This window comes from Mesorhizobium sp. WSM4815, assembly GCF_055811575.1.
Genome location: NZ_JBVVQS010000098.1, coordinates 394,097 through 413,553, shown reverse-complemented (window position 1 = coordinate 413,553; position 19,457 = coordinate 394,097). Strand labels below are relative to the sequence as shown.

Here is a 19,457-nt window from a genome sequence, read left to right as displayed (position 1 = left end):
TGCCCTACTGCCCTATTCCCCTACTGCCCTACTGCCCTACTGCCCTATTCCCCTATTCCCCTACTCCCCTACTCCCCTAACTCCTGCCCCGCCATTCGCTCCAGCGCCTTGACCAGCGCCGAATGATCCTCCTTGGCGCCGCCATTGGCCGCGCAGGAGTTGAACAATTGTTGCGTCGTCGAGGTGTTGGGTAGTGCCACGCCGAGCGCTTTCGCCCCTTCCAGCGCGAGATTAAGATCCTTCTGGTGCAGTTCGATGCGAAAGCCCGGCGCGAAGCTGCGCTTGATCATGCGCTCGCCATGCACTTCGAGGATGCGCGAGGCGGCCAGCCCGCCCATCAGCGCCTGCCGCACCTTGGCCGGGTCGGCGCCGGCTTTCGATGCAAAAACAAGCGCTTCGGCGACTGCTTCAATGGTCAGCGCGACGACGATCTGGTTGGCGACCTTGGTGGTCTGGCCGACGCCGTTGGGGCCGACCAGCGTGATGTTCTTGCCCATTTTTTCGAACACCGGCCTGGCGCGCTCGAAGGCCTTTTCCTCGCCGCCGACCATGATGGTCAGCGACGCAGCCCTGGCGCCGACCTCGCCGCCCGACACCGGCGCATCGAGATAGTCGCAGCCGAGATCGTCGATCTTCCTGGCAAAAACCTTGGTCTCGATCGGCGAGATCGAACTCATGTCGATGACCAGCTTGCCCGCGGTCAAACCCGAGGCTACGCCGTTGTCGCCGAACAGCACGTCGGCCACCTCAGGCGTGTCGGGAACCATGGTGATGATGATGTCGGCGGCACGTGCCACGGCGTGATGGCCGGAGACGGTTTTTAGACCCTCGGCGACGAGATCGGCCGGCGGTTTCGAGCGATGGTCGCTGGCGACGACGGTGTAGCCGGCGTCGAGCAGATGCCCCGCCATTGGCGCGCCCATGATGCCGAGGCCGATGAAGCCGATGGTTTCCATTGATGTTTCTCCCTGGTATTTTCCTTGTTAAGGCCGCGTTCCGTCGCCCCCCCTCTGGCCTGCCGGCCATCTCCCCCACAGGTGGGGAGATCGGCAGTTCCGGCGCCGGCTTCTACTTTTCCAACCTCGAAAATTGGCGAAGGCGGCGGTGACATCCAATCTCCCCACCCGTGGGGGAGATGGCCGGCAGGCCAGAGGGGGGCGCGAAGGAACTCGACGTCAATTGTAAACGTCCCCTACGCCGCCGCCTGCCCGGCAAACTCCCGGAACCAGCCCAGCCCGGCTTCCGTCGAAACCTTCGGCTTGTACTCCGCCCCGACCCAGCCGGTATAGCCGATGCGGTCGATGTGACTGTACAGAAAAGGAAAATTGATCTCGCCCGTCCCCGGCTCGTGACGGCCGGGATTATCCGCCAGTTGGATATGCGCAATGCGGCCGAGGTTTGCCTCGATGGTGCGGGCGAGATCGCCCTCCATGATCTGCATGTGATAGATGTCGTATTGCAGGAACAGGTTTTTTGAGCCGACGCGGTCGATGAGCGCCAGTGCCTGGTCCGAATAGTTGAGGAAAAAGCCCGGAATGTCGCCGGTGTTGATCGGCTCGATCAGCAGCCTCACGCCGGCCTGCTCCAGCTTCTCGGCCGCGAAAGCCAGGTTCTCGGCGAAGACGTCTTCCAGCACCGAACGCTCGATGCCTTGCGGCGCGATGCCGGCGAGGCAGTTGACCTGTTCGCAGCCCAGCGCCTGCGCATAAGTGATCGCCTTGGCGACGCCTTGCCGGAACTCGGGAACACGATCCGGCAACACCGCAATGCCGCGCTCGCCCTTGCCCCAGTCGCCGGCCGGCAGGTTGAACAGCACCTGCGTCAGGCCGTTTTGCTTCAGCCTCGCCGCAATCACCTCCGGCGCATGATCATAGGGGCCGATATATTCGACACCCCCAAAACCGGCGCGGGCGGCGGCTTCGAAGCGGCCGAGGAAATCGTGCTCGCCAAAGAGCATCGAGAGGTTGGCTGAAAACCGTGGCATTCTTTTTCTCCGTTCAGTCCAGCATGACGATCGCCGTCGGCGCGTCTTCGTGATGTTCGGCAAGCTCCTCGAATTCGGTGATCTTGTCGATCTCGGTGCCCATCGAAACATTGGTGACGCGCTCAAGGATGAATTCGAGCACCACCGGAACCTGGTGCTCCTTCATCAGTTGTTGCGCCTGTTTGAAGGCGCCGGCGAATTCCTCCGGCCGGCGCACCCGGACCGCCTTGCAGCCCATGGCCTCGGCGACAGCAACGTGGTCGACGCCATAGCCAGCCTCTGGATCGTCTTTCCGGTTGACGTTCTCGAAAGCGAGGCTGACCTCGAAATCCATCGAAAAGCCGCGCTGCGCCTGGCGGATCAGACCGAGATAAGCATTGTTCACGACGACATGGATATAGGGCAATTTGTGCTGCGCGCCGACCGCCAGTTCCTCGATCATGAACTGGAAATCATAGTCGCCGGACAGCGCCACGATTTTGCGCTGCGGGTCGGCGGCGCGAACCCCAAGTGCGGCCGGCAGCGTCCAGCCGAGCGGGCCGGCCTGGCCGCAATTGATCCAGTTGCGCGGCTTGTAGACATGCAGGAACTGCGCGCCGGCGATCTGCGAAAGCCCGATCGTGGTGACATAGGTGGTGTCGCGGCCGAATGCCTTGTTCATCTCCTCGTAGACGCGCTGCGGTTTTAACGGCACCTGGTCGAAATGCGTCTTGCGCTTCAGCGTCTTCTTGCGGCCCTGGCATTCCCTGGCCCAACCCGACCAGTCGCGCAGTTTTCCAGCCGTTTTCCACTCGGTGGCGACGTCGAGCAGCATTTTGAGCGCCGCACCGGCATCCGAAATGACGCCGAGGTCCGGCGCGAAGACACGGCCAATCTGCGTCGGCTCGATGTCGACATGGATGAATTTCTTGCCCCTCGTGTAGACGTCGACGGAGCCGGTGTGGCGGTTGGCCCAGCGGTTGCCGATGCCAAAGACGAAATCGGCCTCGAGCATCGTCGCGTTGCCGTAGCGATGCGATGTCTGCAGCCCGCACATGCCGGCCATCAGCCGGTGGTCGTCGGGGATCGCGCCCCAGCCCATCAGCGTCGGGATCACCGGTACGCCGGTGACTTCGGCGAACTCGATCAGCAGATCCGAGGCATCGGCGTTGATGATGCCGCCGCCGGCAACGATGATAGGCATTTCGGCCGCGTTGAGCATCGCCAAGGCCTTCTCGGCCTGGCCGCGCGACATTGCCGGCTTGAACGGCACTAGCGGCTCATAGGCATCGATGTCGAACTCGATCTCGGCCAGTTGCACGTCGACCGGCAGATCGATGAGAACCGGCCCCGGCCGCGACGAGCGCATCAGGTGGAACGCCTTCTGCAGCGCCATCGGCACCAGATAGGGTTCCATGACGGTGACCGCCCATTTGGCGACGGGTGCTGCGATGGCTGCGATGTCGACGGCTTGGAAATCCTCCTTGCTGAGACGCGCCCGCGGCGCCTGGCCGGTGATGCAGAGGATCGGGATGGAATCGGCCGCGGCCGAATAGAGGCCGGTGATCATGTCGGTGCCGGCCGGACCGGAAGTGCCGATGCACAGGCCGATATTGCCTGATCTGGCGCGGGTATAACCTTCGGCCATGTGCGAGGCCGCCTCGACATGGCGCGCCAGGATATGGCGGATCGTACCCCTCGCCCTCAGCGCCGAATAGAACGGGTTGATGGCAGCACCCGGCACGCCAAAGGCGCAGGAGGTGCCTTCTTTTTCCAAAACGAGAACCGCTGCGTCGACTGCGCGCATCCTGGCCATGTCAGCCTCCACGGAATTGTTGATGGCCGAGAATGGCAGCGCGCCCGTTATTTTTCAATTTTTTCAGAATATTTTTTCATTTCTAAGAAACGGCTTCTATCGCCTGATTTAATTGAATTTTCTGTTTTCCATGAACTTCGCGAGGCAAATTGGTAAAAAACTTTTTCATTGTGAATTTGGCGAAATCGGCAAGAATGCCACTATGGAAACCGCCGAAAAACGCCAGCGCGGACGGCCGCGCGCCTTCCACGGTCCGGCCGAGGCGGCTTCGGTGCAGTCGCTCGACCGGGCCCTGCGCATCCTGGCCATCGTCGCCGAAGGCAGCGGCCTGTCGCTGAGCGAGATCGCCGCGCAGAGCGGCCTCCCCGCCTCCACCGCCTACCGCATGCTGACGACGCTGGAAAACCACGGCATGGTCGAGTTCGACAGCACCGACCAGCTGTGGTCGATCGGCGTCGAGACCTATCGCATGGGCGCGGCGTTCCTGCGCCGCCGCAAGCTGGTCGACCGCGCCCGCATTGTCATGCAGGAATTGATGGAGAAGACCGGCGAGACCGCCAATCTCGGCGTCGCCGAGGACGATTGCGTCGTCTTCGTCAGCCAGGTCGAGACGCATCAGGCGATCCGCGCCTTCTTCCGGCCGGGCACGCGCAGTTCCTTCCATGCATCGGGCATCGGCAAGGCGGTGCTGGCGCATCTCGAGCCGCAGCGCGTCGGCGCCGTCCTGCGCCGGACCGGGCTGGAGCGCTTCACCGAAAAGACGCTTTCCGACGTCTCGGCGCTGGCCCGTGATCTGGTGACGATCAAGCTGCGCGGCTGGTCGGTCGACGACGAGGAACGGCACCCCGGCATGCGCTGCGTTGCCGCGGCCATCTTCGACGAGTTCGGCGAGCCGATCGGCGGCGTGTCTGTTTCGGGACCGACGGTGCGGGTCACGCCGCAGCGGCTGGCCGAGATCGGCCCGCTGGTGCGCGATGCGGCAGCGGAAATAACCAGGATGATTGGTGGTCTGCCGCCCCCTTCTTCACCAAGCCGCGCCGCCGAACCGGGTTCACTCTTCGAGATTGGCGCTGCGCGCTCACCTTGACAGCCGCCCGGCTACGGCCAAGTTTGCGTCCACCTTCCGCCAGCCGACGCCCGAAAGACGCATGAGCCTCCAATCCGTCAAAGCCTTCTTCGCCGAGTATGCCCGCGACATCGAGGTGATCGAAACGCCGACAAGCTCGGCGACCGTCGCGCTCGCGGCCGAGGCGCACGGCGTCGAGCCGGGGCAGATCGCCAAGACCATCTGCCTGCGCGTCGGTAACCGGGCCATGCTGGTCGTCGCCCGCGGCGACGCGCGCATCGACAATCGCAAATCGCGCGATGCATTCGGCGGCAAGCCGCGCATGCTCGATGCCGAGCAGGTGGCCGAAATCACTGGCCATCCGATTGGCGGCGTCTGCCCCTTCGGCCTCGCCTCGCCGTTGCCGGTCTATTGCGACGTATCGCTGCGCGCCTACGATCAGGTCGTGCCCGCGGCCGGCGCAACCAATGCAGCGGTGAAAATAGGCGTCGAGCGCATGGCAGCGCTGACCGGCGCCGAATGGTGCGACATCTGTCAGGATGAGCTAGGCCCCGGGCACCGCGCTCTTGGTCGATAGGTCGTAGAAATCAAGCAGCATCGCCAGCCCAACTCCGCAGGCGGTGAAGATCAGGCCGGCGATGAAGATGCGGGTGGCACGTTCATGGACGCGTCGCTGTAGAGACGTTGTGTCGAGCAGCAACCGCAGCGCTCGTATCTGCAAGGCAATGCCTATCAAAATCGGCACGACGGCTGCCAGGTGATAGATTTCCCAAGGGAGCGGGTTGGCGGCCCAATGCGTGATGAAGCCCAGCGAGAAAGCCAGTAGAATGCCGACGGTGGTGATCGTGCCGTTGCGGAAATCCGTCTCAATCTGCTCTTCCTTGGGTTCGTGCTCGTCCAAGCGTCCCTCTCCCTCTGGTGCCTTCACCGCCAGACTAAGCTGTCGAAAAATCCCTGTACATCCCTCGCTGGAACCGGTCGCGGTGCCGGGTTCAATTTTGCCACCCAGACAGCTGAAAAAGGGCGGTGGGTGCCCCTTTTTCCCTTGCCTGAAACGGTTCACCTCCCCTCAAAGCCGGCAGCGGTGACGGTAGCCGTCGTAGCCGACATAGGTGTCGGAGTACGGATCGTAACTCTGATAGCGGTTGAGGCAGCGCCGGACGTGCCATGAGCCGCCATTTTCCTCGATGTAAACGGTGCGCGGCTGGGCGAGCGCGCTGCCGAGCAGGAAGCCGCCGACGCCGGCGGCGATGCCGATGCCAAGGTGCTTGTTGTGATGGTGCTTGTGATGGGCGGCCGAAGGCTGAACGGTGCCGGCCAGCATGGCGGCGGCGACAGTGGTGGCGATGAGGCCGGAAACAATGGTGCGCTTGAACATGACGATCTCCTTGCTGCGTTGTCTGAGAGGCGATCCATCCCGCCTCTTGACCATCAGTCGTTGCAGCAAGGAAAAAGGTTCGACGGTTTTTTTGGATTTTTTCAAAAGCGCAAAAGCGGCCGAACTGAACAGGTTTGCAGGCAGGCGCGCAAATTACGACCGGCGAGAGCGCCGATCGACAGTCCGGCGGCGGGAGGCCTCAGCCCATGCCGGTGATGTGGCGCAGCCAGAAGGCAAGCGCGATGAAGCCGATGATGGTGGTGACGCCGGTCCAGTCGACATTGGCGCTCTTCAAAATCTTGATGAGCTTCACCAGGAGGAACCAGGTCACGACGACGATCAGGGCAATGACGACAAGTCTGATCATGCGACACCCTCGCCCATGCGATTGCACCTTAGAACAATATAGGAAGCCAATTGGCCGTTTTCAGGACGCCCGCGCCGGCTGCCCCAGCGCACTCAAAACGGAGTTTTGTCTTTACTGGCGCACCAAATATGCTAACCGGAGCGCCGTGCCCTTGTAGCTCAGCTGGTAGAGCAGCGGTTTTGTAAACCGAAGGTCGGCGGTTCGATTCCGTCCGGGGGCACCAAAGCCTGTCGTCTTGAATGAGGCCGGCCCTTCGGATTTTGCCGCGCTGCGCAAGGGGGGCGAGGGCTAATCGGGACCTCTAGATCCCATACATCAGGGCAATGAAGAATACCGGTGCAAAGATCAGGAAGATCGCCATTACTATAATCACGGCGAGGGCCAGGCGCTCTGTTCGCCTGACGATTGCAACGATGTCATCGTCGCTCGACGAAACAAGATCAACCACCGAGAAATCTGTTGGGTCAGGAGTTTGATTGTCATTGGCGGGTCGGCTTGCGACCGCATCGACATTCTGTTTGCTCTGGATAAGGGTCACAGTTCTTTCCGCCGTTAGGGTGCCACATCGGGTGCCCGCGGATGCGTATACAGCGGGGCACCCGGAACCACCGATGAAGGGACTTTGCTCGGCGGCCAAATACCAATCGTTTGCCAAGATCTTGGTTGCCAGCCTCAGCCCTTTGTCTTTAACGCACAGACTTCAGTCTTACTGCGTCATGGACCATAGCCCGGCGCCGGAACTAAGCGCCCGCCGCTCCCGTTGCCGACCAGTGGTAATTGAGAATAGGAGATAGTCATGGCTGACGGTCCCACCGTTGTTAACTCAGGCGGAAATGGCGCCGGCACCGCTGTCGCCGTCGTTCTCGCTATTATCGCAATCGTGATCCTGCTGTTGTTCACCGGCGTTATCAACATCAACGGCGGGGGCACCGGAAAGGACGTCGACGTAAAGGTTGAAGCGCCTACGGTCGAAGCGCCCAACGTCGAAGCGCCAGCCGCGTCCGCTCCGGCAGAGCCGAGCGCACCTGCCCCAGCCGCGCCCGCTCCGGCAGAGCCGGCCGCACCTGCTCCGGCAGCACCCGCTCCGGCAGCACCTGCTCCGGCAGCACCTGCTAACGGCGGTTGATTGTGACATCGAATATCGGGCCCGGCGGGATGCGCTTCCGGGCTTGATGAAAACGTTGACGGCCGTCCACATTCTGCAAAGCGGCCCACGGGGATCAGCAAAGGAGGATCGCTTATGAAGATGCTCGTTACCCTCCTGGCCGGCATTGCAATGACCGGATGCGTCAGCGTGGCCGCTGCCGATCCGTGGAAGGACGAGAGCGGTCATGGCAAATGGCTGGGCCGCTATCAAGACGAAGGTGATTATGAGCGGAAGCGCGAACGCTACAGCTACAAAAAGGAATTCCGGCGCGGCAATTGCAAGATCGAGCGCAAGTGGGAAGGCGATGAATACAAGGAAGAGGTGAAATGCAAGCGCGGCTTCAGGAGGCCGGCTTACATCTATCGCTATTGAAAACAGACGCCTTCCGGGGACAACCGGCTTTTTGTGATAACCTCCCACGGTTGGTCGAAATCTGCTCATCCCCAATTTCCACAGGCCGGGGCCATAGCCCATCAGCTTCAACGGATGTATCCGCTAGCGGACCACAGGTATTCCGTCGTGGAAACCATAGGAGTCGCCGTTGGAGCAGAAACGCACGATCGCACCGTTTATCGGCGGCATGTATGGTGGTCTTGCTGCCCTCGCGTTGGCGTTCGGTTTCCGCTTCCTGATGATTGCCGATCCCGATCCGACCTCGCAGGCAACGATAGCCTTTTCGGGATTGGCCTTTTCGATCTGTTTCAGCCTGGCCTTCCTTCGCGAGCATCGACGCCAGATCGCTGCCGCCAGAGAATTTCTAAGCCGCCCAAGATCGTATCAGGACTAAACCCCCGCGTTTCGCAAAGCAAAGCGCCATGCCTCCGGTCCGTGGCATCAGAACCAATGGATGCAACAGGGTTGCGGACCGGCCGGCATCTCCCGCTCCCGGCCATTAATGCCATTCGATTAAAATGCCCCTGTGTATATTAGCAGTCGCTCAATTTAGCGCGCCGATAATATCCGGGCGGGTGGGCTGAACAACGGGTGGTGTCATGCGAAGCGACTTCGCTGCAGCGCGCGAGCTCTTGGAGTGCGCCCAAAACCGGCTCTGCGGCATAGACGAAACGAGCCAACGCGTCAGCGAGGCACTGGACTTGCTGATTGAAGAAATAGCCATCGCCGAATTCCGTAAGGCGCCCTTGACCGTCGTGCCGTTTCCACGTGCGCGGCCACCCAGGCATGCTCGGTAGAAAACCGCCGATGTAGTCAACAGCGGAAGTGCTCCACGCGCCACCAGCGGAATTGAACCTGCGCGATTGCGGCTTAGCGACGTCCGGGCCACCAGAAATCCCATCGGGAGCCCTCACGCAGCGATCGCCGCCACCAGAATCCGGATCTGCCTTCGTATCGCGGCGCGCAGTTCGGCAATCCTCGCCCCGTCGCGCTTCACGAATTCTATGAACATCATGTTCATGTTATTGAACACCAGTTCGCCGAGCGCCTGCCCGTCGATATCCCGGCGGACCAGGCCGAGCCCCTGCAGCCGGGCGATCAGCGCGCGGATCTGCTCGGTCAGCGCCCGGTCGAGCGCCGTGTAAGCCTGGCCGAACGGGCTGTCGGGCAGTTGCGTCGAGATCGCCATCGCCTGCCGCCACATCTCCTTGCTGAGATAATGCAGCGAATGCTCGATATAGATGCCGAGCAGCGTGTCGAGCGCATCGCCGACATTGGCCGGCGGATTGGCGACGACGCCCTGCCCGGCATTGAGCACCTCATTGACCTCCATCGAGACGATGGCGCCGAGGATGTCGCCCTTGTTCTGGTAATAGTTATAAATCGTGCCGACCGAGACTTCCGCCTGCGCCGCGATCGTCTCGATCTTGGCGCCTTCATAGCCGGTGTCGCGAAAAAGCGCCGCCGCCGCCTCGATGATGCGGCGATGCCGATCCGCCTTTTGCCTTGCCCGCAATCCGCTCATGCCGGCTATCTGCCATAAAAACAGAATTGACTCAATTTTAGAATTGGTTCAATTTTTTGCCAGAAGCCAGAAAGGCAAGGGAGAACACTCGATGACCATCAATCCAATCACCCCGAATCCAACGACCAGGAAGCCGCTTTCCGTTCTGAAGAGACACCTTCACGCCGCGTGTGCAGCGACAGCGCTGCTGCTGGCGACGGGCAGCCTCGCTCAGGCCGCTGATCTCAACGCCCTGATCTGGTGCGATCACGCCGATCCGGCGCTGCTGCAGCCCTTCGAGGAGGCCAATGGCGTCAAGGTCAATGTCAAGGAGTTCGAGGGCACCGGCGCCGGCATGGCCATTGTCGAGCAGTCGCAGCCCGGAGACTGGGACGTGATGGTGATCGACAGCATCGACATACCGCGCGGCGTCGAAAAGGGCCTGTTCGAACCGCTGCCGGAAGACAAGCTGCCGCTGGCCGACCTCTTTCCCCAGGTGAAAATGGACAGCTCCACCGTGGTCGACGGCAAGCGCTACGGCATCACCGAAAAATTCGGCTACAACACCATCGGCTACAACAAGACCAAGGTCGATCCGGCCGACATGCAGTCGCTGGCCGCGCTGACCGGCGACAAATACGAGGGCAAGATCGCCATCTACGACTATTACCTGCCGGTCATCGGCATGGCGGCGCTGGCGATCGGCAAGAAGACCGCCGAGCTGACTGAAGCCGACCTTCCGGCCATCAAGCAAGAGCTGCTCAGGATGAAGGCCAATGCCAAGCTGGTCGGCGAGGTGACCGCCAGCCAGACCGCGCTGGCGACCGGCGAGGTCGACATTCTGGTCGGCGGCGGCGAATGGGTGACGGCCGGGCTGGCCAAGGAGAACCCTGCCCTCGACTTCTCGATTCCCAGAGAAGGTGCTGTGCTGTGGTCGCAGTCGCTGGCCATGTTCAAGGATTCCAAAAACAAGGACACGGCGCTAAAATTCATCCAGTACATTATGAGCCCTGAAGGCCAGGCGCGGCTTGCCACTTCTGCCTGCTATTGGGGCATGCCGGCGAATACCAAGGCGGCTCTGACCGATGAGCAGAAGAAGATCCTGCGCTTCGACGAGCAGCCGGATTTCCTCGCCCGCGCCCAGCCCTATCCGGCGCCGAACGCCGATCTCGACAAGAAGATGCAGGACGTCTGGACCGAAATGCTGCAGGCGCAGTGACCGGTCGCCGGTCGTGAACTCTGCCACCAACAGCGGGCGTGCCCTGCCCCGGGCGGGCCGTGCCCTGCCCCGGGCGGGCCTGCCCTGGGCGCTGGTCACGCCGGCGCTCGGCTGGACGCTGCTGTTCTTCGTGCTGCCGTTCGTCGCCATGGGGTTTTCCAGCCTGACGGCGCATGACGGCAGGGGCTTTACACTCGCTAATTACAGCCAGTTCTTCACCAACCCGGCCTATTGGCAGGCGATGGTGAATTCGCTGCAGGTTACAGCCATCGTCACCGTGATTTCGGTGCTGCTCGCCTACCCTTTCGCCTGGATCCTGGCCGAACAGGTGCCGGAACGCTGGCAGCGGCTGGCGCTGATGCTGGCGGTGCTGCCGTTCTGGACCTCCTATGTCGTGCGCTCCTACTCCTGGCTGCTGGTGCTGGCGCAGAACGGCGTGATCAACCGCGCGCTGACCGGCTCCGGCCTGTTCAGCGAGCCGCTGCAGCTCGCCAACACGCGGCTGGCCACGGTCATCGGCTTCGTGCATTTCTTCGTCATGCTTTTGACGCTGACGATCTTCGCCAATCTGAAGCAGCTCAGCCCGAGCTACCGCAAGGCAGCCGCCGATCTCGGCGCCGGGCCGGTGCGCACGTTCCTGCATGTCGTCCTGCCGCTGACCTTGCCCGGCATCATGGTCGGCGCCTTCCTCACCTTCGTGCTGTGCATCGGCGACTACATCACGCCGCAGATCCTCGGCGGCAATAACGAGCTTTTGATGCCGCAACTGGTGATGATGCAGATCGGCCGGCGCGGCGATTTTCCGCTCGCCTCGGCGCTGTCGATCATCCTGATGGCGGTCGTCACCATTGGCTATCTCGCCTGCGCCCGCTGGCTCAAGATCGAGCGGGCCTGACTGTGCGCGCCGTTGTCCGCATCGTCTCCTGGTTTTACGCCATCGTCATCTATGGCTTCATCTTCCTGCCGGTGGTCGTGCTAGTGCTGTTTTCGCTGCAGGCGACGTCGTTTCCGATCCCGCCCTTCACCGGCCCGTCGCTGCGCTGGTACGACGCCGTGCTCGCCGACACGCGGCTGACCTCGGCGCTGGTCAATTCGCTTCTAGTCGCGGTCCTCTCCTCGGCTGCTGCCGTCACGCTCGGTTTCCTCTCAGCCTGGGGTTTTGCGCGTTTCGTGCTGCCGGGCTCGGCCCTGCTGCGCGGGCTGATCACGCTGCCGCTGACCGTGAGCTATCTCATCATCGGCATGGGGCTGCTGGTGCTGTTCAACTGGGCCGGCATACCGAAATCGCTGCTTGCTGCCGGCATCGGCCATGTGGTGATCAACCTGCCGCTGTGCTTTGCCATCATCTACAGCCAGATGGGCGACCACCAGATCAACATCGAGCGAGCCGCGCGCGACCTCGGCGCGCCCGAATGGAAGGTGCTGCTGCTGATCACCGTGCCTGTCATGGCGCCGGCGATCTTCGCCGGTTTCTTCCTGTCGATGACCTTCTCCTGGGACGAATTCGTGATCTCGTTCCTGCTGACGCGCTTCGACACGACGCTGCCGGTCGAGATCTGGAACCTCCTGCGCTCGGGCCTCAATCCCAAGACCAACGCCGTCGGCTCGCTGGTCTTCGCCGTCTCCATCGTGCTGATCGTGCTTTTTGAACTGATGCTGTTGCGGAGGAAGCCGGCATGACCGCGCCACTGGTCGATGTCCGCGCTGTCTCGCATCGCTTTGGCCAGAACACCGTGTTGAGGAAAGTGTCGCTGCAAATCGAGCCGGGCAGCTACACCATCCTGCTCGGGCCGTCGGGCTCCGGCAAGACGACGCTTTTGTCCATTCTCGGCGGCTTCGTCACGCCGAGCGAAGGCAAAGTGCTGATCCGCGGCGAGGACTGCACCGCGGTGCCGCCGGCGAAGCGGCCGACGACGACGGTTTTTCAGGACTATGCGCTGTTTCCGCATATGAGCGTCGGCAGCAATGTTGGCTTCGGCCTGCGCATGCAAGGCGTCGATGCCGCGACACGGACCGCGCGGGCGCGGGACGCGCTGGCCCTGGTCGGGCTGGCCACCGCCTTCGACAAGAAGCCGCACCAGCTTTCCGGCGGCCAGCGGCAGCGCGTCGCGCTGGCCCGCGCGCTTGTCGTCGAGCCGGCCGTGCTGCTGCTCGACGAACCGCTCGGCGCGCTCGACCTAAAACTGCGCCGGCAGATGCAGGATGAGTTGAAAGCGATCCAGAAACGCGTCGGCACCGCCTTCATCCATGTCACCCACGACCAGGAAGAGGCGATGGCACTGGCCGACCATTGCGTGGTCATGAATGACGGGCGCATCGAGGACGAAGGCCCGCCCGAGCGCGTCTATGCGCGGCCGGCGACGCGCTTTTCCGCAACCTTCATGGGTGAGAGCACGCTGATATCGGGAACGGTGACGGCGGCGGAGCACGGAACAATCACTGTCGCGACCCAGGTCGGACCGCTTTCCCTGCCCGGCACAGTGCCTGCTGGCGCTTCTGTCGCCCTCGCCGTCCGTCCGGAGCACCTTGTCCTCGGCGCGACAGGCGGCGCGGTAAGGCTCGGCACGGCCAAGGTGAGCGACGTGGTGTTTCAGGGCAGCTTCAAGCGCGTGCTTGCTGTCTCCGAGAAAGACCCGGCGCTGCACTTCATCGCCAGGGTTCCCGCTGCTGCGGTCGTCCAGCCGGGCGACATCTCTGCGGTTTCGTGCGACGCTGGCGATGTCATTCTTCTGGCGGGCTGAGCCATGGGCACGCTTCCGATCATCGACGCACCGAATTGGTATGAAGCCATCCGTATGGGCGATGGCGTGACGCTGATCCATGAGCCGTGGATCAAGCCGTTCTTCCGCTGCAACATCTGGCATGTGCGCGGCCGCGATCGCGATCTTCTGTTCGACACCGGCCTCGGCCATTTCAGCCTGCGGCGCCACGTCCCGCTGGTGACGGAGCGAAAGCTCGTTTGCGTGGCCAGCCACACGCATTTCGACCATATCGGCTGCCATCACGAATTTCCGGACCGTTGCGTGCATGCGGCCGAAGCAGAAATCCTCGCCGACCCGCGCAATGAATGGACGGTCGCCGACCGCTACGCGACCGACGCCATGTTCGACGCAATGCCGCAAGGCTGGGATGCCACGCGCTACCGGATCCAGCCGGCGCCGGCCGATCGTCTGCTTGGAGAAGGCGATTTCGTCGATCTCGGCGACCGTGCCTTCGAAGTGATCCACACGCCGGGCCATTCACCCGGCGGCATCGCGCTCTACGAGAGGAAGACCGGTATCCTGCTTTCCGGCGACATCGTCTATGACGGCCCGCTGATCGACGATGTCTATCATTCCGCTGTCGACGACTATGTCGAGACGCTGCTGCGGATGCGCGGGCTCGATGTTGCGGTCGTGCATGGCGGCCACTTCCCGAGCTTCGGCAAGGTGCGCTACCGCCAGCTTATCGACGAGTATCTCGCACAGAAGCGGCAGGCCGGCTGCCACCTGCTGCAGGCGCGATAAGCACCGGCCTCTCGTATCACGGGAAGTGCCTGGCGAATTCACAACGCCCGTTGCGGGCATGGCGTGCCGGCGGCATCGCCGCAGCGTGAAGCCGTTGGTTGGGGTCGCAAACTCGTCTGTTCCGACTGGCGCACCAGTTGGGCAAAGGCAAGCGCGAAACTTCCCAGCATCAAGACGATGACAATCAGGCGTGTTACCGGCAATAAATCGGTCCGACTAGCTGGCCCCCACGCCGCCCATCCACTGCCGGCTAACATGGTCGATCCGGCTTTACGAGAGTTTAATTCCCGTCTTAACCATCACATTCGCTTGTCACTCGACACGATGCGCGAGCAGCAGGCCGGCGGCTCCTCCCGGCGCTGTTATTAAGCGGCGCCAGATGTCTCGCTTTGCAGATCTGCCCGCCCATGCTAACCCGGCGCTGGCGCGGCCCAAGCAACCGGTCGCCACCAACCGGTCGCCATCAACATCGCCATTGGGGAGCCATGAACAAAGCCGCCAGCCGCTTCGCCTTCGTCTCGTCCGACACCGCCGACGCCAAGGCGGCGCTGGAGAGCCTTTCGGCGCGCTATGGCCAGGCACCCATCGAGGATGCAGAGATCGTCGTGGCGCTGGGCGGCGACGGCTTCCTGTTGCAGACCTTGCGCGACACGATGAGCACGGGAAAAAAGGTCTACGGCATGAACCGTGGCACCATCGGCTTCCTGATGAACGAATACCGCGCCAGCGGTTTGACCGGGCGCATCGCCGCGGCCGTTGCCGAAACGATCCGTCCGCTGGAGATGCAGGCGGTCACCGCTGAGGGCGAAACGATCTCGGCGTTGGCGATCAACGAGGTTGCGCTATGGCGCCAGTCCTATCAGACGGCCAAGATCCGTATCACCGTGGACGGGCAAGTGCGGCTGGAGGAATTGAACTGCGACGGTGTGATGGTCGCGACGCCGGCCGGCTCGACCGCCTACAACCTTTCCGCGCACGGACCGATCCTGCCGCTCGACGCGCCGCTGCTGGCGCTGACCCCGGTCAGTCCGTTCCGCCCGCGCCGCTGGCGCGGCGCGCTGCTCTCCAACAAGTCGACCGTTCGCTTCGATATCCTGGAGGCGGAAAAGCGGCCGGTGAACGCCGCCGCCGACCACACCGAGGTGAAGGCCGTAACCTCGGTTACGGTGCAGGAATCGCCAACGGTAACGGCGACGCTGCTGTTCGATCCGAGCCACTCGTGGAACGAGCGCATTCTCGCCGAACAGTTCCGCTATTGAGCCGGCGCAGCGACAGCAACTCGATTAAGCATCGCGATTAAGGTTACGACTTCACAATCGTGCCGTCCCCCGCCTGTTTGTGTTGACAAATCGTAGGCTTGCGCCTACCTGCAATACCAATCTTGCAGGCGCGCGGCGCTTGCCGCGACCGCTTGCGTTGCGCCCCCGAACCAGCCAAAGACAGCCAAACTTGTCCTCAGACACCCAGATCGCTCAAGACGTGTTGACCTTCGCAGACCTCGGCCTGTCGCCGAAGGTCCTTTCCGCAGTCACCGACGCCGGTTACACCGAACCGACACCGATCCAGGCCGGCGCCATTCCGCACGCCTTGCTCGGCAAGGATATTTTGGGCATCGCCCAGACCGGCACCGGCAAGACGGCCTCGTTCGTGCTGCCGATGCTGACCCGCCTCGAAAAAGGCCGGGCGCGCGCCCGCATGCCACGCACACTGATCCTTGAGCCAACGCGCGAGCTTGCCGCGCAGGTTGAAGAGAACTTCATCAGATACGGCAAGAACCACAAGCTCAACATCGCACTGCTGATCGGCGGCGTGTCCTTCGACGAGCAGGACAAGAAGCTGGAGCGCGGCGCCGACGTGCTGATCGCGACGCCGGGCCGCCTGCTCGATCATCGCGAGCGCGGAAAGCTTCTGCTCAACGGCGTCGAGATCCTGGTCATCGATGAGGCCGACCGCATGCTCGACATGGGCTTCATCCCGGACATCGAACGCATCTGCGAGATGATCCCGTTCACCAGGCAGACGCTGTTCTTCTCGGCGACGATGCCGCCTGAGATCACCAAGCTCACCGAGAAATTCCTGCACGCGCCGGTGCGCGTCGAGGTTTCGAAGGCCGCGTCCGCCGCGACCAACATCATCCAGCGTCTGGTGAAATCCGGCTCGAAACCCTGGGACAAGCGCGAGACGCTGCGCAATCTGATAAAGGCCGAGGATGCGGAGCTGAAGAACGCCATCATCTTCTGCAACCGCAAGATCGAGGTCTCGGAGCTTTTCCGCTCGCTGCTGAAACATGATTTCGACGCCGGCGCGCTGCATGGCGACATGGACCAGCGCGCGCGCATGCAGATGCTGGCCAATTTCCGTGACGGCAAACTGCGCTATCTCGTTGCGTCGGACGTCGCGGCGCGCGGCCTCGACATCCCCGATGTCAGCCACGTCTTCAATTACGACGTGCCGATCCATGCCGAGGACTATGTCCACCGCATCGGCCGCACCGGCCGCGCCGGCCGCTCGGGCAAATCCTTCACCATCGCCACCAAGTCCGACACCAAATACATCGACGCGATCGAACGGCTGATCGGCAACAAGATCGAGTGGCATGACGGCGATCTATCGACGGTCGTCGCCAGCGAGGGCGGAGAGGACGATGCTCCCCGCCGTGGCCGCGGCGCGCCGCGCCGCGCCGGCCGCAAGGACGATGGCAAGGAGAGGGGCGAACGCAGGCCACGCGAACGCCACGCCAAGCAAAGCGAAGCTGCAGCACCGGATTTGGCGCGCGAGGAACAGCCGGTGGCGGCCGAGACGGCGGTCGCCGATGCGGGTGAGCGGCGCGCGCGCAAGGAAGCGATCCGCTCGGAAAACACCGAGCGCCAAGCTTCCCCCGAACGCCAAGCTTCACCCGAACGCCAAGTTTCACCCGATCGCAAGGCTTCGCCCGATCGCCATCGCAACGAACAGCGCGCGCCGGAACGTGGCGACACCAGGCCGCAGCGCGACGGCAATCGCCCGGCCCGCCATCGCCAGGAAGACAACGATGGGACCGTCGGATTCGGTGACGACATGCCCGCGTTCATGCGCATCGTCGCCAAGGGCTGATCACAGCAGAAATTGGGCTGATCACAGCAGAAATTCTCAAAGACCAGCAAAAACGGCCCCTTGCGGGGCCGTTTTCATGTGCAATGCGGTCTTCTTGTTTGTCTTGCTCAGGTGAGCGGTGAGAGCTGGATCTCGACGCGGCGGTTCTGGGCGCGGCCGGCGGCCGACGCGTTGGAGGCGATCGGACGCGTCTTGCCGAAGCCGGTGACGGCGAAGCGGCGGGTATCGACGCCCTGCCCGGACAGATAATTGGCGACCGCCAGCGCGCGGCGCTGCGACAGGTCGAAATTGTGTTCGTCGCCACCGGTCGAGTCGGTGTGGCCGAACACGTCGACGGTGGTCTGGCGGAACTTGTTCAGCACAAGTGCGACCGAATTCAGCACTTGATAGAAGCCGGGCTTCACCGCGTCCTGGTCGACGTTGAAGGTGATGTCGGACGGCATGTTGAGGATGATCTGGTCGCCGCTGCGGGTGACGCTGACGCCGGACCCCTGAAGCTGCCGGCGCAGTTCGGCCTCGTTCTGGTCCATTGTGGCGCCGATGGCGCCGCCAGCGAGCGCGCCGACGCCAGCGCCGATCAGCGCATTGCGGCGATCGTTGCCGCCGGCGAGCAGGCCGAGCCCCGCACCCGCCAGCGCGCCGATGCCGGCGCCGGCTGCAGTGTTGGAAACTTTCTGTTGTCCGGTATACGGATCGGTGGTGGTGCAGGCACTCACGAGCACAGCCGTCGCCACTGCGACGAGCACAGTCTTTTTCATCAGGTAGTCCCTCTCCAGTCCGCGGTCCCACCAGTGGCGCGCCGCATCCCTTGTGCGTCCAAGTGGACGCACGTCGCTCTATGCTTGTAACATGAAATGCGGCGAAAAATGGAAGGGGAAAAGCGGCTGGCCACGGCTTTTCCCGGTCAATTCAACCGCCGCTATTTGCGCAATTCCGATCGGCTGGCAGAGACTGTCGGCTACCAGAGATTCTTGCCGTCGATGACGACGACTTCGACCTGATCGAGGTCGAAATCGTCGAACAGGCGAGAATTCACGCTGATTTTCGGATTGTCGAAATCCGGCTTGCCGGTCGACCAGTCCGGCGTTTCGGTGAAGGTGCCGCAGCCGCAGGTGGCGCAGAAACCATGTTTTACCGTTTTCGAGCCCCATTGATAGAAAGAGACATTCTTGAGCGGGCTGGTGAGCTTGAATTGCGACGGGACGTAATAGGCCCACAACGAGCCGCGTTTCGAGCAGAAGGAGCAGGTGCATTGCGTCACGGTTAGCGGCGCTTCCGAAACCTCGAACGTCGTCGCCCTGCAGTGGCAGCTTGCCTTTATGGTCATGACGCCTCCCTCGCGATTGCTTCGCGCCAGCGCGGTAAGGCAACATAAAGAGGCGCCGTTGACAACCGTCTGTCAGCAGACTCGGCTTACCTGCGTCGGACGCGTGGCGCGCTTCACTCTTTTTGATGCATGTCGTATCCCAAAACCGCTGCGCACCCTCGGGTCAGGCCATGGCCCGCTTGGCGCAAGCTTTTGGGGGCAAGCCTTTGGGCGACATGCATCAAAACGACGACGGTGGCACGAACAGGCAGATGGTCTTTCCGTCATTGGCGCCGGCGACCGAACACCAGTGATATTCGCCGTCGGGCGAATTCTTGATCCGTGCATCGCTGTAGCCCACGACCTCGCCTGTTCCCTTGATGACATAGCCCTCCGGACGCTCGCTGATCGACGTCTGCGACACCGCGCGGCAATCATAGCCGGAACAACAGGAGAATGGGTAACTCCAGCCTTGCGGCTTCGCTGCAGTCGGCGTGGCGTCGTGCGCCAAAGCCGGCGCTGCAAATACAATGGTGGCGGCCGTCAGAACCACCACCGCAATGATCGAATTCAGGAGGCGGCGCGCCGTCTTGACGGCAGAGGCCAGTCGGGTTGTGGAAGCAGGCATGGGCGCAATTCCTATCACCGAGTTATCAAGCGTTTCGCTTGCCCGTTCTTGGAACGTATCTTCCCAGTGGC

The 19,457-nt window shown here is 62.5% G+C and carries 23 protein-coding genes and 1 tRNA gene; 13 read left to right on the top strand and 11 right to left on the bottom strand.

The features are described from left to right. Positions 1–68 precede the first annotated feature (68 nt). The 3 genes from AC0L2B_RS23140 to gcl form a co-directional block, all read right to left on the bottom strand. Positions 69–956 carry a 2-hydroxy-3-oxopropionate reductase gene (locus AC0L2B_RS23140; RefSeq protein ID WP_473746935.1) on the bottom strand — a complete coding sequence of 296 codons (888 nt, stop codon included), beginning with the start codon at positions 954–956 and terminating at the stop codon, positions 69–71. Positions 957–1,192: 236 nt separating this feature from the next. Next, a complete protein-coding gene (gene hyi / locus AC0L2B_RS23135; protein ID WP_473746933.1) occupies positions 1,193–1,984 on the bottom strand; it encodes a hydroxypyruvate isomerase in 792 nt (263 codons plus the stop codon). Positions 1,985–1,997: 13 nt separating this feature from the next. Further along, positions 1,998–3,779: a glyoxylate carboligase gene (gene gcl, locus AC0L2B_RS23130; RefSeq protein WP_473746931.1), complete on the bottom strand. Its 1,782-nt coding sequence runs from the start codon at positions 3,777–3,779 to the stop codon at positions 1,998–2,000. Between the two features lie 202 nt (positions 3,780–3,981). Here gcl and bhcR point away from each other — a divergent pair, with 202 nt between their 5' ends. Together bhcR and AC0L2B_RS23120 are read left to right on the top strand one after the other, a co-directional pair. Then, complete coding sequence (bhcR, locus tag AC0L2B_RS23125) at positions 3,982–4,866, top strand: HTH-type transcriptional regulator BhcR (protein WP_473746930.1); 885 nt, start codon at positions 3,982–3,984, stop codon at positions 4,864–4,866. Positions 4,867–4,927: 61 nt separating this feature from the next. Then, positions 4,928–5,422, top strand: coding sequence for a YbaK/EbsC family protein (locus AC0L2B_RS23120; protein WP_473746928.1), 495 nt, complete (start codon positions 4,928–4,930; stop codon positions 5,420–5,422). On the opposite strand, the gene AC0L2B_RS23115 is transcribed toward AC0L2B_RS23120, so the two are convergent. The 3 genes from AC0L2B_RS23115 to AC0L2B_RS23105 all read right to left on the bottom strand — a co-directional run bounded on the left by AC0L2B_RS23115 (position 5,390) and on the right by AC0L2B_RS23105 (position 6,590). Next, the gene (locus tag AC0L2B_RS23115) at positions 5,390–5,908 is read right to left on the bottom strand and encodes a hypothetical protein (RefSeq protein ID WP_473746927.1); all 519 of its coding nucleotides are present in this window, start codon (positions 5,906–5,908) and stop codon (positions 5,390–5,392) included. The genes AC0L2B_RS23120 and AC0L2B_RS23115 overlap by 33 nt on opposite strands. Positions 5,909–5,914: 6 nt before the next feature. After that, entirely contained in the window at positions 5,915–6,223 is a 309-nt protein-coding gene (locus tag AC0L2B_RS23110; protein ID WP_473488698.1) for a BA14K family protein, read from the bottom strand. A gap of 199 nt (positions 6,224–6,422) precedes the next feature. Beyond that, complete coding sequence (locus tag AC0L2B_RS23105) at positions 6,423–6,590, bottom strand: hypothetical protein (RefSeq protein ID WP_473479039.1); 168 nt, start codon at positions 6,588–6,590, stop codon at positions 6,423–6,425. A 147-nt stretch (positions 6,591–6,737) separates the two neighbouring features. Between AC0L2B_RS23105 and AC0L2B_RS23100 the strand changes: the two genes are divergently transcribed. Then, positions 6,738–6,813, top strand: a tRNA-Thr gene (locus AC0L2B_RS23100). A gap of 78 nt (positions 6,814–6,891) precedes the next feature. Here the strand turns inward: AC0L2B_RS23100 and AC0L2B_RS23095 are convergent. After that, complete coding sequence (locus AC0L2B_RS23095; RefSeq protein ID WP_473507600.1) at positions 6,892–7,128, bottom strand: hypothetical protein; 237 nt, start codon at positions 7,126–7,128, stop codon at positions 6,892–6,894. A gap of 258 nt (positions 7,129–7,386) precedes the next feature. Between AC0L2B_RS23095 and AC0L2B_RS23090 the strand changes: the two genes are divergently transcribed. The 3 genes from AC0L2B_RS23090 to AC0L2B_RS23080 all read left to right on the top strand — a co-directional run bounded on the left by AC0L2B_RS23090 (position 7,387) and on the right by AC0L2B_RS23080 (position 8,524). Further along, complete coding sequence (locus AC0L2B_RS23090) at positions 7,387–7,716, top strand: hypothetical protein (RefSeq protein ID WP_023798135.1); 330 nt, start codon at positions 7,387–7,389, stop codon at positions 7,714–7,716. Positions 7,717–7,830: 114 nt separating this feature from the next. Then, positions 7,831–8,109 carry a hypothetical protein gene (locus AC0L2B_RS23085; protein WP_473746924.1) on the top strand — a complete coding sequence of 93 codons (279 nt, stop codon included), beginning with the start codon at positions 7,831–7,833 and terminating at the stop codon, positions 8,107–8,109. A gap of 169 nt (positions 8,110–8,278) precedes the next feature. Then, a complete protein-coding gene (locus tag AC0L2B_RS23080; protein ID WP_473746923.1) occupies positions 8,279–8,524 on the top strand; it encodes a hypothetical protein in 246 nt (81 codons plus the stop codon). A 516-nt stretch (positions 8,525–9,040) separates the two neighbouring features. On the opposite strand, the gene AC0L2B_RS23075 is transcribed toward AC0L2B_RS23080, so the two are convergent. Beyond that, positions 9,041–9,655, bottom strand: a complete 615-nt coding sequence (locus AC0L2B_RS23075) for a TetR/AcrR family transcriptional regulator (protein WP_473746921.1) — start codon at positions 9,653–9,655, stop codon at positions 9,041–9,043. 91 nt (positions 9,656–9,746) lie between these two features. Between AC0L2B_RS23075 and AC0L2B_RS23070 the strand changes: the two genes are divergently transcribed. The 7 genes from AC0L2B_RS23070 to AC0L2B_RS23040 all read left to right on the top strand — a co-directional run bounded on the left by AC0L2B_RS23070 (position 9,747) and on the right by AC0L2B_RS23040 (position 17,452). Next, on the top strand, positions 9,747–10,853 hold the full coding sequence (locus AC0L2B_RS23070) for a polyamine ABC transporter substrate-binding protein (protein ID WP_473746920.1): 1,107 nt from the start codon (positions 9,747–9,749) through the stop codon (positions 10,851–10,853). 13 nt (positions 10,854–10,866) lie between these two features. Beyond that, entirely contained in the window at positions 10,867–11,748 is an 882-nt protein-coding gene (locus AC0L2B_RS23065) for an ABC transporter permease (protein ID WP_473746919.1), read from the top strand. Between the two features lie 2 nt (positions 11,749–11,750). Continuing rightward, positions 11,751–12,533: an ABC transporter permease gene (locus AC0L2B_RS23060; RefSeq protein ID WP_473746917.1), complete on the top strand. Its 783-nt coding sequence runs from the start codon at positions 11,751–11,753 to the stop codon at positions 12,531–12,533. Then, positions 12,530–13,594, top strand: coding sequence for an ABC transporter ATP-binding protein (locus AC0L2B_RS23055; RefSeq protein ID WP_473746916.1), 1,065 nt, complete (start codon positions 12,530–12,532; stop codon positions 13,592–13,594). Before AC0L2B_RS23060 ends, AC0L2B_RS23055 begins: the two co-directional genes overlap by 4 nt. A gap of 3 nt (positions 13,595–13,597) precedes the next feature. Next, positions 13,598–14,359 (top strand): MBL fold metallo-hydrolase, encoded by a 762-nt coding sequence (locus AC0L2B_RS23050; protein WP_473746915.1) that lies wholly within the window; start codon positions 13,598–13,600, stop codon positions 14,357–14,359. Between the two features lie 485 nt (positions 14,360–14,844). After that, complete coding sequence (locus AC0L2B_RS23045; protein WP_023798144.1) at positions 14,845–15,618, top strand: NAD kinase; 774 nt, start codon at positions 14,845–14,847, stop codon at positions 15,616–15,618. A gap of 190 nt (positions 15,619–15,808) precedes the next feature. Continuing rightward, entirely contained in the window at positions 15,809–17,452 is a 1,644-nt protein-coding gene (locus tag AC0L2B_RS23040) for a DEAD/DEAH box helicase (RefSeq protein ID WP_473746914.1), read from the top strand. A gap of 107 nt (positions 17,453–17,559) precedes the next feature. Here AC0L2B_RS23040 and AC0L2B_RS23035 read toward each other — a convergent pair whose 3' ends face one another. The 3 genes from AC0L2B_RS23035 to AC0L2B_RS23025 form a co-directional block, all read right to left on the bottom strand. After that, positions 17,560–18,210: a YiaD family glycine zipper/OmpA-like lipoprotein gene (locus AC0L2B_RS23035; RefSeq protein WP_031254560.1), complete on the bottom strand. Its 651-nt coding sequence runs from the start codon at positions 18,208–18,210 to the stop codon at positions 17,560–17,562. Between the two features lie 200 nt (positions 18,211–18,410). Further along, positions 18,411–18,779 carry a GFA family protein gene (locus AC0L2B_RS23030; RefSeq protein WP_128182295.1) on the bottom strand — a complete coding sequence of 123 codons (369 nt, stop codon included), beginning with the start codon at positions 18,777–18,779 and terminating at the stop codon, positions 18,411–18,413. A 220-nt stretch (positions 18,780–18,999) separates the two neighbouring features. After that, positions 19,000–19,386, bottom strand: a complete 387-nt coding sequence (locus tag AC0L2B_RS23025; RefSeq protein WP_023798148.1) for a hypothetical protein — start codon at positions 19,384–19,386, stop codon at positions 19,000–19,002. Between the last annotated feature and the right edge of the window lie 71 nt (positions 19,387–19,457).